The organism is Paracoccus simplex (assembly GCF_042648325.1).
In the GTDB taxonomy this organism is placed as follows: domain Bacteria; phylum Pseudomonadota; class Alphaproteobacteria; order Rhodobacterales; family Rhodobacteraceae; genus Paracoccus; species Paracoccus simplex.
This window is the reverse complement of the sequence record NZ_JBHRXE010000009.1, coordinates 1-14,338: the sequence shown is the minus strand read 5'-3', so window position 1 is coordinate 14,338 and position 14,338 is coordinate 1. Positions and strand designations below refer to the sequence as shown.

General features: G+C 67.7%; 15 protein-coding genes, 1 tRNA gene and 1 riboswitch. Of the genes, 6 read left to right on the top strand and 10 right to left on the bottom strand.

Translation table 11 applies throughout. The features are described from left to right. Positions 1-21: 21 nt before the first annotated feature. The 4 genes from ACFOMP_RS04270 to ACFOMP_RS04255 form a co-directional block, all read right to left on the bottom strand. On the bottom strand, positions 22-255 hold the full coding sequence (locus tag ACFOMP_RS04270; protein ID WP_010397399.1) for an acyl carrier protein: 234 nt from the start codon (positions 253-255) through the stop codon (positions 22-24). Positions 256-391: 136 nt separating this feature from the next. Beyond that, complete coding sequence (gene fabG / locus ACFOMP_RS04265) at positions 392-1,129, bottom strand: 3-oxoacyl-ACP reductase FabG (protein ID WP_379028089.1); 738 nt, start codon at positions 1,127-1,129, stop codon at positions 392-394. 64 nt (positions 1,130-1,193) lie between these two features. After that, the gene (gene fabD / locus ACFOMP_RS04260; RefSeq protein ID WP_289893804.1) at positions 1,194-2,120 is read right to left on the bottom strand and encodes an ACP S-malonyltransferase; all 927 of its coding nucleotides are present in this window, start codon (positions 2,118-2,120) and stop codon (positions 1,194-1,196) included. A gap of 72 nt (positions 2,121-2,192) precedes the next feature. Continuing rightward, the gene (locus tag ACFOMP_RS04255) at positions 2,193-3,533 is read right to left on the bottom strand and encodes an ATP-binding protein (protein WP_379028087.1); all 1,341 of its coding nucleotides are present in this window, start codon (positions 3,531-3,533) and stop codon (positions 2,193-2,195) included. Between the two features lie 58 nt (positions 3,534-3,591). Between ACFOMP_RS04255 and ACFOMP_RS04250 the strand changes: the two genes are divergently transcribed. After that, complete coding sequence (locus ACFOMP_RS04250) at positions 3,592-4,458, top strand: MBL fold metallo-hydrolase (RefSeq protein WP_379028085.1); 867 nt, start codon at positions 3,592-3,594, stop codon at positions 4,456-4,458. Between the two features lie 104 nt (positions 4,459-4,562). Continuing rightward, positions 4,563-4,637: transfer RNA gene (locus tag ACFOMP_RS04245), tRNA-Asn, on the top strand. Between the two features lie 397 nt (positions 4,638-5,034). On the opposite strand, the gene xth is transcribed toward ACFOMP_RS04245, so the two are convergent. Beyond that, a complete protein-coding gene (gene xth, locus ACFOMP_RS04240; protein ID WP_019352880.1) occupies positions 5,035-5,820 on the bottom strand; it encodes an exodeoxyribonuclease III in 786 nt (261 codons plus the stop codon). Positions 5,821-5,858: 38 nt separating this feature from the next. Next, on the bottom strand, positions 5,859-6,194 hold the full coding sequence (locus ACFOMP_RS04235; protein ID WP_289893846.1) for a HesB/IscA family protein: 336 nt from the start codon (positions 6,192-6,194) through the stop codon (positions 5,859-5,861). Between the two features lie 72 nt (positions 6,195-6,266). On the opposite strand from ACFOMP_RS04235, the gene ACFOMP_RS04230 reads away from it, so the two are divergent. Further along, positions 6,267-7,400, top strand: coding sequence for a deoxyguanosinetriphosphate triphosphohydrolase (locus tag ACFOMP_RS04230; protein ID WP_379028082.1), 1,134 nt, complete (start codon positions 6,267-6,269; stop codon positions 7,398-7,400). Positions 7,401-7,434: 34 nt separating this feature from the next. Then, positions 7,435-7,576, top strand: a riboswitch (FMN riboswitch). A 70-nt stretch (positions 7,577-7,646) separates the two neighbouring features. Next, positions 7,647-8,081: a 6,7-dimethyl-8-ribityllumazine synthase gene (locus ACFOMP_RS04225; protein ID WP_289893848.1), complete on the top strand. Its 435-nt coding sequence runs from the start codon at positions 7,647-7,649 to the stop codon at positions 8,079-8,081. Between the two features lie 113 nt (positions 8,082-8,194). On the opposite strand, the gene copM is transcribed toward ACFOMP_RS04225, so the two are convergent. Continuing rightward, positions 8,195-8,548, bottom strand: coding sequence for a CopM family metallochaperone (copM, locus tag ACFOMP_RS04220; protein ID WP_379028080.1), 354 nt, complete (start codon positions 8,546-8,548; stop codon positions 8,195-8,197). A 71-nt stretch (positions 8,549-8,619) separates the two neighbouring features. Then, complete coding sequence (locus ACFOMP_RS04215; RefSeq protein WP_379028078.1) at positions 8,620-9,513, bottom strand: DMT family transporter; 894 nt, start codon at positions 9,511-9,513, stop codon at positions 8,620-8,622. A gap of 101 nt (positions 9,514-9,614) precedes the next feature. Between ACFOMP_RS04215 and ACFOMP_RS04210 the strand changes: the two genes are divergently transcribed. Beyond that, positions 9,615-10,037: an OsmC family protein gene (locus ACFOMP_RS04210; RefSeq protein WP_289893851.1), complete on the top strand. Its 423-nt coding sequence runs from the start codon at positions 9,615-9,617 to the stop codon at positions 10,035-10,037. A 280-nt stretch (positions 10,038-10,317) separates the two neighbouring features. Further along, entirely contained in the window at positions 10,318-11,625 is a 1,308-nt protein-coding gene (locus ACFOMP_RS04205; protein ID WP_379028076.1) for an MFS transporter, read from the top strand. Between the two features lie 41 nt (positions 11,626-11,666). On the opposite strand, the gene ACFOMP_RS04200 is transcribed toward ACFOMP_RS04205, so the two are convergent. Next, positions 11,667-13,262 (bottom strand): peptide chain release factor 3, encoded by a 1,596-nt coding sequence (locus ACFOMP_RS04200; protein WP_379028074.1) that lies wholly within the window; start codon positions 13,260-13,262, stop codon positions 11,667-11,669. Between the two features lie 83 nt (positions 13,263-13,345). Further along, positions 13,346-14,095 (bottom strand): NAD kinase, encoded by a 750-nt coding sequence (locus ACFOMP_RS04195; RefSeq protein ID WP_289893854.1) that lies wholly within the window; start codon positions 14,093-14,095, stop codon positions 13,346-13,348. Positions 14,096-14,338 lie beyond the last annotated feature (243 nt).

The following is a 14,338-nucleotide window of genomic DNA, read 5'->3' as shown; positions in this document are numbered from 1 at the left end:
GCAAACTCGCTCAGAGCTGGATCAGACCGCGCCCTGGATGAACTTCACCGCGTCGCCGAAGGTCTGGATCGTCTCGGCGGCGTCATCGGGGATCTCGATGCCGAACTCTTCCTCGAACGCCATGACCAGTTCCACGGTATCCAGCGAATCGGCGCCGAGATCGTCGATGAACGAGGCGGTTTCCGTCACCTTGTCCTCATCGACACCCAGGTGCTCGACGACGATTTTCTTCACGCGATCAGCAATATCGCTCATGTCTCTTCCTCGTTTTCGCGGGCAATCCGCCCAGATGTTCCAGCGATTGCCGGTCACAGCCCAGGGCGGTTCCCCTGCAGCCTTGCTTGCGGGATATAGCACGGAGACGTGATCTTGCAACCCGCATAAACCATCATCAGATCATCGCCATGCCGCCATTCACATGCAGCGTGGCGCCGGTGACATAGCCCGCCTCGGGGCTGGCCAGATACAGCACCGCGCCGGCGATTTCCTGCGCCGAACCCATGCGCCCGGCGGGGATCTGCGCCAGGATCCGGCCCTTCTGCTCGTCGTTCAGCTTGTCGGTCATCGCGGTCTCGATGAAGCCGGGCGCGACGCAGTTCACCGTGATCCCGCGCGAGGCGACCTCATAGGCCAGGCTCTTCGACATGCCCACGAGCCCCGCCTTGGCGGCGGCGTAATTGCCCTGGCCCGGATTGCCGGTGGCACCGACGACCGAGCCGATGTTCACGATCCGGCCCCAGCGCGCCTTCATCATGCCGCGCAACACCCCCCGGCACAGCCGGAAGCTCGAGGTCAGGTTCACCTCGATCACCTGCGCCCATTCCTCGTCCGACATGCGCATGAACAGGTTGTCACGGGTGATGCCGGCATTGTTGACCAGGATGTCGACCGAGCCCATGGCCTCGGCCGCCGCCTTGGGCAGCGCCTCGACCGCGGCCGCATCCGACAGGTTCGCGGTCACGACATGCGCCCGCGACCCCAGTTTCCCGGCCAGCTCGCGCAGCGGCGCCTCGCGCGTGCCCGACAGCGCCACCGTGGCGCCGGCGGCATGCAGCGCCTCGGCCACCGCACCGCCGATCCCGCCCGAAGCCCCGGTCACCAGCGCATTTCTGCCCGTCAGATCAAACATCAAGCTCTTTCTCCGTTTTCCAAATACCCCGGGGGAATCCCGCAGGGATGGGGGCGGAGCCCCCTTATGCCTTCAGCGCCGCAATATCGCCCGGAACGCCGATATTCCGCACTGCTGCCTCTTTCGAGATGCGCTTGATCATCCCCGACAGCGCCTTGCCGGCGCCGATCTCCCAGAATTCGGCGACGCCCGCGCCGGCCAGGAACTCGACCGACTCGCGCCAGCGCACCGCGCCGGTCACCTGCTCGACCAGCAGCCGGCGGATGGCGCCCGGCTCGCTCACCGGCTCGGCGCGGACATTGGCGACCAGCGGCACGGCCGGGGCGGCGATTTCGACCGCCGCCAGCGCCTCGGCCATCACCGCCGCCGCCGGCTGCATCAGCGCCGAATGGAACGGCGCCGAGACTGGCAGCATCAGCGCCCGCTTGGCGCCGCGCTCCTTCGCCAGCCCTGCCGCCCGCTCCACGGCGGCCTTGTGGCCCGAAATCACCACCTGCGCCGGATCGTTGTCATTGGCGGCCTGGCAGACCTCGCCCTCGGCCGCGTCCCGCGCGATCTGGTCCACCGCGGCGAAATCCAGGCCCAGGATCGCCGCCATGGCGCCCTGCCCGACCGGCACCGCCTCCTGCATGGCCTGGCCGCGCAGGCGCAAAAGCCGCGCGGTATCGGCAAGGCTCAGCGCCCCGGCCGCGCAAAGCGCCGAATATTCACCCAGCGAATGGCCGGCGACGAAATCCGCGTCCGCGATGCCGAACCCCTCGGCCTCCAGCGCCCGGAAGGCCGCCAGCGAGGTGGCCATCAGCGCCGGCTGGGCGTTCTGGGTCAGGGTCAGCGTCTCGATATCGCCGTTCCAGATCAGCTCCGACAGGCTCTCACCCAGCGCCTCGTCCACCTCGGCAAAGACTGCGCGCGCCGCCGGATAGGCCTCGGCCAGTTCGCGCCCCATGCCGACGACCTGGGCGCCCTGCCCCGGAAATACGAATGCCCGCATCGCGGAATCCCTTCTGTCTCATGTCCTTGTGACAGCCTTAGCCCGGCGGGGGACGTCCCGCAACCGCGCCGCTCAGCGCGGAATCACGATCTCGGCCCGCAGCCCGCCCAGCCGCTCGCCCTCGCCCAGCCGCAGCTGGCCGCCATGGGCGCGCGCGATGTCGGCGGCGATCGACAGACCCAGGCCCACGCCCTGGCCGCGGTTCTGGTTCCTGGCCGGGTCGAGCCGGGTGAAGGGCTTCAGCGCCTCCTCGCGCTTCTCGGGCGGGATGCCCGGGCCGTCATCCTCGACCGAGATGCGGAAATAGCTCGGCCCCAGCGCCGCATCGACCTCGGCGCGTTCGCCATAGCGCACAGCATTGCCGATCAGGTTCTCGACGGCGCGGCGCAGGCTGTCGCGGCGGAAGGTGGCGCGGCCGGCCTCGTCCCCGGTCAGTGCATGCAGAACCACCCGCTGGCCGCCGCGCTGCGCATCGGCGACGATGCCGCGCAGGAAGTCCAGCGCCGGCACCGGCTCGGGCGGCGCGTCCTGGGCCGCATCGCGGGCATGGTCCAGGAAGGCGTCGACCATGGTGCCCATCGCCGCCACGTCGCTTTCCAGCGCCGCGATCTCGTCCGGCTCGGGCGGGTAGTCGGGGCTCAGCATCGACAGGCCCAGCCGCAGCCGGGTCAGCGGGGTGCGCAGGTCGTGGCTGACGCCGGACAGCATCTGCTTGCGCTGTTCGTTCTGGCGCTCGATGCGGGCGCGCATCTCCAGGAAGGCGGTGCCGGCGCTGCGGATCTCGCTGGCGCCGCCGGGACGATAGGGGATGATCCGGCCCTTGCCGTAATCCTCGGCGGCGCGCGCCAGGCGCCTGATCGGCCGCAGCTGGTTGCGCAGGAAGATGGTGGCGATGGCGGTCATCAGAAGCGAGGTGCCGATCATCAGCACCAGCAGCTGATGCGGGTTCGAGGCGCTGACCCGCACCCGCGGAAACACCAGTTGATAGGGGCCCCAGCGGCCCTGCAGCGTCACCCGCACCTCGCGGCGCCGGCTCAGGTCGACGGCGCGCACTTCGGCGACCTTCTCGTGCAGCTCGGTGATGACGATGCGGCCCGAGAGGTCGTAGAAGACCCGCCGGTCCTCGCCCCCGGCCCCGGCGGGCAGGATCAGCTGCAGCCCCAGCCGCCCGGTCACCTCCTGCGCCGCCGCCCGCGCGGCGGCGATATCCGGGGCGGCGTCGATGCGGTGGACGACCAGCCCGATCTCGCTGGCCATGCCCGAGCTCATCTGCCGGGTCACGTCCTCGAAATGCCGCTGCAGGAACATGACGGTGACGACCACGGTCACCACCACCACCGGCAGGAACAGGATCAGCGCCGCCCGCCCGTAGAGGCCGCGCGGCATCACCCGTTTCAGCCAGTCGAAATTCATCGCCCTTCGCCTCATTGCGGCCTTGGAAAACCGGCCGGCCCGCGTCTAGGTTAACCGCATGACAAGCACCGAGAAAGCCCTGCGGATCATCACCGCCGACAATCCCTCGCCCCTGACCGGGCCGGGCACCAACACTTTCCTGCTGGGCCGCGACCAGGTCGCGGTGATCGACCCCGGCCCCGACCTGCCCGCCCATCGCCAGGCGATCCTGGCCGCGGCCGGGCATGGGCGGATCAGCCATATCTTCGTGACCCATGCGCATCTGGATCATTCCGGCGGCGCCCGGGCTCTGGCGCAGGCCACCGGCGCGCCCATCCTGGGCTTCGGCCCGGCCGAGGCCGGGCGCTCGGCGGTGATGGCGCGCCTGGCGCGCGAGGGCGGCATCGCCGGCGGCGAGGGACTCGACCGCGATTTCCTGCCCGACATTGCGCTGGCGGACGGCGCCGCGGTCGAAAGCGACGAATGGCGCCTGACCGCGCTGCACACGCCCGGCCATTTCGCCGGCCATCTGAGCTTTCGCCACGAGGCGGTGATCTTTTGCGGCGACGTGGTGATGGGCTGGTCCTCGACGCTGATCTCGCCGCCCGACGGCGACCTGGCGGATTACTTCCGTTCGCTGGCGCGGCTCGATTCGGCGGGCGCGCGGCTTCTGCTGCCGGCGCATGGCGCGGCGGTGGGCGATCCCGCGGCCCGGCTGGCCGAGCTTGCCGCGCATCGCCGCGAGCGCACGGCGCAGATTCTGTCGGCGCTGCGGGCCGGTCCCGCCACGGCCGAAAACCTTGCGCGGCGAATCTACGAGGTGCCGCCGGCACTGATTCCCGCCGCCACCCGCAACGTGCTGGCGCATCTGATCGCGCTGTCCGAGCTTGGCGCGGTCTCGACCCCGGGTCCGATCGCGGCGGATTCGGAGTTTTCGCCGCATTGAGCGGCGGGTGACGGACCCGTCATGCAGATTTTTCGTTACCGGGAAAAAAATCCGCAAACCCCTCTGGACGACCCGAAACAGCGCGGCTATACACCGCCCCGTGTTCCGGCGTAGCTCAGCGGTAGAGCAGTTGACTGTTAATCAATTGGTCGTAGGTTCGATCCCTACCGCCGGAGCCAAAAATCAAACGATTTCAGCTACCTAACGCGCAACTTCAGGTTGCGCGTCCGACCGTCCGAATGCGTCCGACTCGGACGGTCTTTTGACGTTCACGGTTCGGGCGGTTTCATCGTCAGCCGCGCTGCAGCGCTGCAGACATTCTTGCAGGGTTTGCCACGCGGATCTGCAGCACGCCGTTTTTGCTGAAGCCGCTGTCGATCGCCCCCCTGAATGCCCGGGTCACTCCGGCAAGTCCGGGTTAGACAGGGGGCCTCCAGGACCGACCAAGGACCGACCGGGGATCGCTCTCGGCACATCCGCTTTTCCGGGATTTCGCAACGCGCTCGGTATTTCCTGCAGATATCGGCGTCAAACACCGTCAGGTGCTCGCAGGGCTGTCCCGGCCGGCCAATCGCGTCAGGCGTCGAGATCGATCCAGACAGGAACATGGTCGCTGGGCTTGTCCTTGGCCCGCTCATCGCGGTCGATGCCAAGGTCGATGAGCAGATCGGCGGCCTGCGGCGACAGCAGCACATGGTCGATTCGGATACCGTTGTCCCTTTGCCAGGCACCCGCCTGGTAGTCCCAGAAGGTAAAGGGACCGCGAGTGCTGGCCGGATGGCGCAGACGCACCGCATCCGCCCAGCCGTCGAAGACGATCCGGCGCAGCGCGGCGCGGCTTTCGGGCTGGTACAGCGCGTCGTTCACCCATTTCTCGGGGAAGGCGGCATCGCGCGGCTCGGGGATCACGTTGTAGTCGCCCAGCATCACCGCCGGCATCTCGGTCGCCAGCAGCGCCTTGGCCCGTGCGCGCAGCCGCTCCATCCAGGCCAGCTTGTAGTCGAATTTCGGCCCCGGCTGCGGGTTGCCGTTCGGCAGGTACAGGCCGGCGATGCGCAGGGCGCGATGGCCGACCACCGTCGCCTCGATATAGCGGGCCTGCTCGTCGCCGTCATCGCCCGGCAGGCCGCGGCTTACATCCTCCAGCGGCAATTTCGACAGGATGGCGACGCCGTTGAAGCCCTTCTGGCCATGCGTCTGGATATTGTAGCCCAGATCGGCGATCGATTCGCGCGGGAACCCCTCGTCCTGGGTCTTGATCTCTTGCAGCACCACGACATCGGGCTGCGCCTCCGAGAGCCAGCCGGTCAGGGTTTCGATGCGGGCGCGGACGCCGTTGATGTTGAATGTCGCGATCTTCATGGCCGCGAGACTAGCGGCCCGCGCCCGCCCGCGCCAGATCAGATCGAAAACGAGGTGCCGCAGCCGCAGGACGAACTGGCATTGGGATTGTCGATGGTGAAGCGGGCGCCGATCAGCTCGTCGGCAAAGTCGATGACCGCGCCGGTCAGGAAGGGCAGCGAGACCGGATCGACCACCACGCTCTGACCGCCGCCCTGCAGGACCAGGTCGTCCTCGGCCGGCTCGTCCAGCCGGATGTCGTATTGAAAGCCCGAGCAGCCGCCGCCCGCCACCGCGACCCGCAGGGGCCGCGCCGGGCCGTCGCCATTGATCTCGGCCAGGCGGGCAAAGGCCCGCTCGGTGACCTTGGGGGGCAGGTTCAATTCCACGTTCATGGGGCGTTCCCGTTTCCGTCGTCCGGCATGGAATATAGGGTTCGCCGCAAAGACCCGCAAGGAAGCGACGAGATGACGGCACCCTATGCCTGCCAGCCCGAAGAAAGCCGCGGCCGCCGTTGGCCGGAACGGATGTCCACCTTCCGCAGCCCCTGGCAGCGCGACCGCGACCGCATCATCCATTCCAGCGCCTTCCGCCGGCTGAAGCACAAGACCCAGGTCTTCGTCGAGCACGAGGGCGACTATTACCGCACCCGCCTGACCCATACGATCGAGGTGGCGCAGGTCGCCCGCACCATCGCCGGCACGTTGGGCCTGAACACCGACCTGGCCGAGACGGTGGCCCTGGCCCATGACCTCGGCCACCCGCCCTTCGGCCATACCGGCGAGGATGCGCTGGCCGCGCTGATGGCGCCCTATGGCGGCTTCGACCACAACGCCCAGGCGCTGCGCATCGTAACCCGGCTGGAACGGCATTACGCCGATTTCGACGGGCTGAACCTGACCTGGGAAAGCCTGGAAGGCATCGCCAAGCATAACGGGCCGGTCACCGGCGAATTGCCCTATGCCCTGGCCGAGGTGAATGCGGAATGGGATCTGGAACTCCACACCAATGCCAGCGCCGAGGCGCAGGTGGCGGCGGTGGCCGACGACGTGGCCTATAACCACCACGACCTGCATGACGGGCTGCGCGCCGGGTTGTTCACCGAGGAAGATCTGGCGCAGCTGCCGGTGATCGGCGAGGCCTTCGCCGAGGTCGACCGGCTGCATCCCGGCCTTGAACCGATGCGGCGGCGGCACGAGGCGCTGCGCCGGGTCTTCGGCACCATGGTCGAGGATGTGATCGCCGTCGCGCAGAATCGCCTGGCCAGCCTGCAGCCGCAAAGCGTCGACGACATCCGCGGCATGGAGGGGCCGATCATCCGCTTCTCCAAGCCGCTCTACCAGAACCTCAAGGCGATCAAGCTGTTCCTGTTCCAGCGCATGTATCGCGCCCCCTCGGTGGTGGTCGAGCGGCGGCGGGTGACCGAGATGCTGAACGGCCTTTTTCCGCTGTTCCTGGACGACCCCTCGAAAATGCCCGACCACTGGTTCCGGGCCGCCGAGGCCGCCGGGGACGAGAGCGGGCGGGCCCGGATCGTGCTGGACTACGTGGCCGGCATGACCGACCGTTTCGCCATCCAGGAGGCGGAACGGCTGCTCTGAGGCTTGCGCCTGCCGGCGCTGACTGGCATGGATACCCTGTTCTCAGGGCGGGGCGGAATTCCCCACCGGCGGTAAGCAGCGATGCAAGCCCGCGAGCGCCTTGCCCCCGGCAAGGGTCAGCAGACCAGGTGCGATTCCTGGGCCGACGGTCACAGTCCGGATGAAAGAGAGCGTGCGAGCCGGCCCCAGGGGCCTGCCCTCATGTGATCGCCTTGGGTGACGTGTCACTTGGAAAGGAGATCACGCATGACACACACCCGCTATGCCTTCATCAAGGCGAACTGGCATTCCGATATCGTCGACCAGGCGCTGGACGGCTTCTGCGAAATCGTCCCGCGCGATCTGGTCGATGTTGTCGACGTGCCCGGCGCCTTCGAGATGCCGCTGATGGCCCGCGATCTGGCGCAGACCGGGCGCTACGCCGCGGTGATCGCCGCCGCGCTGGTGGTCGATGGCGGCATCTATCGCCACGACTTCGTGGCGCAGGCCGTGGTGGACGGGCTGATGCGCGCCGGGCTCGACAGCGGCGTGCCGGTGCTGTCGGTTTCGCTGACGCCGCATCACTACCAGGAAACCGAGCATCACACCGCCATCTTCCGCGAGCATTTCGTGAAGAAGGGCCGCGAGGCCGCCAATGCCGCGACCCAGATCGTCGCCGCCCGGGCGGCGATCAGGAACTGAGGTTCAACGGGGCGGCGTCCGGCCGCCCGACCGGCCCCTGCCCCTCACCGTTGCGAAAATACCCACGGGGGTGTGGGGGCAGTCGGCCCCCACGCCGCAGGGCGCCGCCGCCGCTATTCGGCCTTGTCGTGCCGGCGCAGCCAGTCCTGCATCATCCCGATCTCGGCCTCCTGGGCCTTGATGACCTCCTCGGCCAGCTTGCGGACCTCGGGATCCTTGCCATGTTCCAGCGCCACCCGGGCCATGTCGATGGCGCCCTGGTGATGCGGGATCATGCCGCGCATGAAATCCACGTCGGGATCGCCGCTGTAATCCATCGTCATGTTCTCATGCATCCGCTCCATCGCCGCGCCATAGGCGGCGGTCGAGGGGGCGTCGCCATGGCCGGCATGATCCATCCCGGCATGGTCCTGGGCGGCAGCCGGCAGGGCGATCAGCGCGGCAAGGGCGAATGGGATAAGGCGCATGGCTTTCCTCCTGTCAATGCGGATATGCAACAAGATGCCTGTCGGGACCGCGCCGGCAAATGACAAAGCCGTCAGCGCAGGAAGATCAGCGCCATGCCCAGAACCGCCAGGACCGCCCCCGCCCATGAGGTGGCCGAGGGCCGCGCCCCGGTCATCGCCCAGAGCACCGGCAGGATCAGCACCGGCGACAGCGCCGAAAGCGTCGAGACGATGCCGACCTTGCCGCCCTGCAACGCGAACATCAGCAGCGTCATGCCGATCACCATGGCGATCAGCCCCGAAAGCGCAGTCAGAACCAGCACCCGCGGCGTCGGGCGCGACAGCGGCCGCACCGCCCGGACCGGCAGCGCCATCAGCAAGGTCAGGCAGCCGACCGCCATCGCCACCCGGATCAGCGAGGCGACATAGGGATCGAAGCCCGAGGCCATGACCGGCCGCGCGATCAGCGAGCCGAGGGCCTGCCCGGCCGCCGCCAGCAGCCCGAAGCCCGCGGCGATCCAGACCGAGCCCTGCACGGCCTCGAAGCGGTGCCCGCCCGAACGGCCGGGCCGGCCCAGCACCGCCATGGCCACCCCCAGCGTCGACAGCACCACCCCGACCACCGCGGCGGGCGACAGCGCCTCTCCCAGTGCCAGCCAGCCCATCAGCGCCGCCATCGGCGCGTTCAGCGCGAACAGCGCCCCCGACCGCCGCGGCCCCAGCCGGATCAGCGTGACATAAAGCAGCGTATCGCCCAGGAAGATGCCGATCACTCCCGACAGCGACAACCGCCACAGGTCCGCGCCCGCGATGCCGTGCAACCGCCCGGTGGCGATCACCGCCGCCGCCAGCATGGCCGCGACCATGGCCTGGCGCAGCCGGTTGAAGCCGAAGGGCCCCAGCGCCTGCGCCGCCGATTGCGACAGGATGCCGGTAACGGCCCAGCAGGCCGCCGCGCCCAGGGCGGCAAGTTCATGCACCGGCATCCGCAATTCCCCTTGTTCTTCGGGCGGGATAGGCCGGCGATTGAACCCGCGCAAGGGATCGCGCGTTCAGCCGGCAGGTCACGGCAGAAAGGAGAACGGCGATGATCGTGAATTCCGGTTCGGCGAGATGGGAAGGCGGGCTCAAGGACGGCAAGGGGGCGCTTTCCACCAAGTCCGGCGCGTTGAGCAACCAGCCCTATGGCTTCAACACCCGCTTCGAGGGCTTGCCCGGCACCAACCCCGAGGAGTTGATCGGCGCGGCGCATGCCGCCTGCTTCAGCATGGCGCTGTCGATGATCCTGCAAGAGGCCGGGATCAGCAACGTGAAGATCGAGACCACATCTGAGATCGGGCTGGCCAAGACCGACGACGGCTTCGCCATCAAGACCGCGCATCTGAACACCCGGATCTGGGGCGACGGCGACAAGGCGGTGATCGAGGATTGCGCCCGCAAGGCCGAAAAGGGCTGCCCGGTCAGCAAGGTGCTGAATGCCGAGATCACCATGGACGTGACGGTGGCCTGACAGCCCGCGACGGAATCGCGCCGCGACGCCGCCGGTTCCGGCGGCGTCGGTTTTTGCGCCCTTCTCGGTGCACAGGCGCCCCATGTCGCAATTCGTCAAAACAGGTGTCGCAGCTGGCGGCTCTGCGCGGCAAAAATCGCCGGTTTCCGCCCTTGCTGCCGCCGCCGCGGAATGCATCCTCGCCCCCCGGAGGCCCCTTCCCGATCATTGCCGCTTTCCGCCGCGCCACACACGCGGCGCGCCGGTCGGTCGGGACGGGACGAGGAGCAAGAGGAACTGCATGAGACAATTCGCGGAGGCGGGAAACGTCCGGCTGCTGAGCCTGGACGAGGAGCCGCTGAAACCCATCCACATCATCGCCATCGCCGCCTCGCTGGGCGGCGCGGCGCTGGACGGCTATGTCCTGGGCATCGTCGGCCCGTCGTTGGCGCTGGCCAGCCGGGAACTGGCACTTTCCGCACCGAGCCAGGGCCTGATCGCGGCCAGCGCGCTGATCGGCGTCTTCGTCGGCGGCATGTTCTTCGGCAACCTGGCCGACAAATACGGCCGCCGGCCGGTGTTCTCCTATAACCTGCTGGCCTTCCTGGTGCTGTCGCTGCTGCAGCTTCTGGTGACCGAGGTCTGGCAGCTCGTGGCCTTGCGGCTGGCGCTGGGGCTGGCCATCGGCGTCGAATATGCGGTCGGCACCTCGGTTCTGGCCGAGTTCTCGCGGCGCAAGGGCCGCGGCGTGCTGCTGGGCTGCTTCTCGCTGGGCTGGCAGGTGGGCTTCACCACCGCTTTCGTCGTCGGCAGCCTTTATCAGGGCAATGACTGGCGCTTCCTGCTGGCGACCAGCGCAGTGCCGGCGCTGATCACCTTCCTGCTGCGGCTGCGGCTGCCGGAAACCCCGATGTGGCTGAAGGCCCGCGGCCGCGATGCCGAGGCCCGCGCCGTCGTCACCAAGCATTTCGGCGCCGAATACGACATTCCCGACGTGGTGCTGGAGAAGTCCCATGCCTCGCCGGCCGAGTTGCTGACCTCGCCGCACTGGCGCCAGCACGTCTATTCCGGCCTGTTCTGGTTCTGCCAGGTGGGCCCGTTCTTCGCCATCTTCACCTTCGTCGGCCCGGTCTTCCAGATGCTGCAGATCCATGATGCCACGGTCGTGGACATCTGGCTGAACACGGTGCAGATCCTGGGCGCGGTCTTCGGCCTGTTCCTGCTGCACTGGCTGACGCGCCGGCATTTCGTGATCTGGACCTTCGCGGTGATGTTCGCGGTGCTGCTGGCCATCGGCCTGTTGCCGCAGGCCCCGGTCTGGCTGGTGGTGGCGCTGTTCGGGATCTACATGTTCGTGGCCCCGGCGGCGAACAACATCGAATATGTCTATCCGGCCGAGATCTTCGAGACCCGGCTGCGCTCGACCGGCGTCGGCTTCTCGGCCGCCTTCTCGCGCGTCTCGGCGGCGACGGCGGTCTACCTGCTGCCCAGTTCGCTCGAGATGTTCGGCGCCTCGAAGACCATGATCGTGATGGCGATGTTCCCGCTGGTCGGGCTGATCTTCTCGATCCTGTGGGCACCCGAGACCAAGCGCAAGCAGCTGCGCTGAAGGACGCCCGTGGCGGCAGGCCCTGCCGCCACGGCACCGGCTCAGACCATCATTTCCTTGGTGGCGGTCAGCTTCAGCTCGGGATGGTCGCGCCCGACGCGGTCGATGTCCCATTGCAGGCGGGTCAGATAGACCAGATCGCCGTCATGGTCCTGCGCCATATGCCCCTTGTTCGCATTGGCGAAGTTCTCGACCTCGTCCTTGGGCCCGGCCACCCAGCGCGCGCTGGTGAACTGGCTGGATTCGAAGCGCACCGGCAGACCGTATTCCAGCTCGATCCTGCTCGCCAGCACCTCGAACTGCAGCGCGCCGACCACGCCGACGATGAAGCCCGAGCCGATCATCGGCTTGAACACCTTGGCCGCGCCTTCCTCGGCGAATTGCATCAGCGCCTTTTCAAGGTGCTTGGCCTTCATCGGATCGCCCGCGCGCACCGTCTGCAACAGCTCGGGCGCAAAGCTCGGGATGCCGGTGAAGCGCAGCGCCTCGCCCTCGGTCAGCGCATCGCCGATGCGCAGCTGGCCGTGGTTCGGGATGCCGATGATGTCGCCGGCCCAGGCCTCCTCGGCCAGTTCGCGGTCGGCGGCCAGAAACAGCACCGGGTTCGACACCGCCATCGGCTTTTTCGACCGCACATGCAGCAGCTTCATGCCGCGTTCGAAATGCCCGCTGGCCAGACGCACGAAGGCCACCCGGTCGCGGTGCTTGGGGTCCATATTGGCCTGAACCTTGAAGACGAAACCGGTCACCGGCTTTTCCTCGGGGGCGATTTCGCGCTCGGCGGCGTTCTGCGGCTGCGGCGCCGGACCGAATTCGCCGATGCCGGTCATCAGCTCCTTGACGCCGAAGCTGTTGATCGCGCTGCCGAACCAGATCGGGGTCAGATGCCCCTCAAGAAAGCTTTTGCGATCAAAGGCGGGCAGCAATTCGCGCGCCATTTCCAGTTCCTCGCGCAGCTTGGCCAGCAGGTCGGCGGGGACGTGATCGGCCAGCCGGGGATCGTCAAGGCCGCTGATCTGGATCGATTCTGCCACCTTGTTGCGGTCGGCGCGGTCCATGATCTCCAGCCGGTCGTGCAAAAGATCATAGGCGCCGATGAAATCGCGGCCGATGCCGATGGGCCAGCTGACCGGCGCCACGTCGATGGCAAGGTTTTCCTGAATCTCGTCGATGATCTCGAAGGTATCGCGGCTTTCGCGATCCATCTTGTTGCAGAAGGTCAGGATCGGCAGATCGCGCAGCCGGCAGACCTCGAACAGTTTGCGGGTCTGGCTTTCCACACCCTTGGCGCCGTCGATGACCATAATCGCCGCGTCCACGGCGGTCAGCGTGCGATAGGTATCTTCCGAGAAATCGCTGTGGCCGGGCGTATCGACAAGGTTGAAGCGATAGGCCCCGAACTCGAAGCTCATGGCCGAGGCGGAAACCGAGATGCCGCGATCCTGCTCCATCTTCATGAAGTCCGAGCGCGTGCGCCGCGCCTCGCCCTTGGCACGGACCTGTCCGGCCATCTGGATCGCGCCGCCGAACAGCAGGAACTTCTCGGTCAGCGTGGTCTTGCCCGCGTCGGGATGCGAGATGATCGCAAAGGTCCGGCGGCGGGCGATTTCGGGGGGAAGATCGGGACGGTTCATCATGCCCCGCGCTTTAGCGCGCGCCGCGCGCAGTCTCAAATGGAATCCGGGCTCAAATGGAATCCGGGCTCAAGCGGAATCGGGCGTCAGACGAACTGTTCGCGGATCAGCCGTTCCTCGAGCCCGTGACCGGGATCGAAAAGCAGCCGGTGACGGATGGTGTTCTCCGAGCGGATCTCGACCCAGAGCACCGAATCGACGCCGCGCGAATCGGCATCGGCCATCACCGGGCGCTTGTCCGGTTCCAGCACGTCGACGCGCACCGTCGCCGCCTTGGGCAGGATGGCGCCGCGCCAGCGCCGGGGCCGGAACGCGGCGATGGCGGTCAGCGCCAGCACGTCGGAACCCAGCGGCAGAATCGGTCCATTCGCCGAATAGTTGTAGGCGGTCGAGCCGGCCGGGGTCGAGAGCAGCGCGCCGTCGCAGATCAGCTCCTCCATGCGCACGCGGCCATTCACGCTGATGCGCAACCGCGCCGCCTGCGGGCCGGCGCGCAGCATGCTGACCTCGTTGATGGCCAGCGCGCAATGCTCGTGCCCGTCGGTGGTGCCGGCGGTCATGGCCAGCGGATTGATCGCGGTGTCCTCGGCGGCCCGGATGCGGGCGGGCAGGTCGTCTTCCGAATAGGCGTTCATCAGAAAACCCACGGTGCCGCGGTTCATGCCATAGACCGGCAGGCCGCGATTCTGGTGCATGACCGACAGCATCAGCCCGTCGCCGCCCAAGGCCACGATCACCTCGGCCTCGCGGATCGGCACATGGCCGTAGCGCTCGGACAGCGCCTCGGCGGCGGTCACGGCGGTTTCGGTGCTCGAGGCGATGAAATGCAGTTTCATGCGGCCATCATGGCCAGCCGCCCGGCGGAAGCAAGTCCCGGCGATGCATGGGATAATCTACCGCCCGCGCGTCGCATCCGTCCTAGCGGGGCGCAAGGAAAGGCGCTAGAACCCCGACAAGCCGCTTTTTTGCATGAGGACCAGATGACCGACACCGGATTCTTCACCGAAACGCTGGATAGCCGCGACCCCGCCATTTTCGGGGCGATCCGGCAGGAGCTTGGTCGTCAGCGCGACGAGATC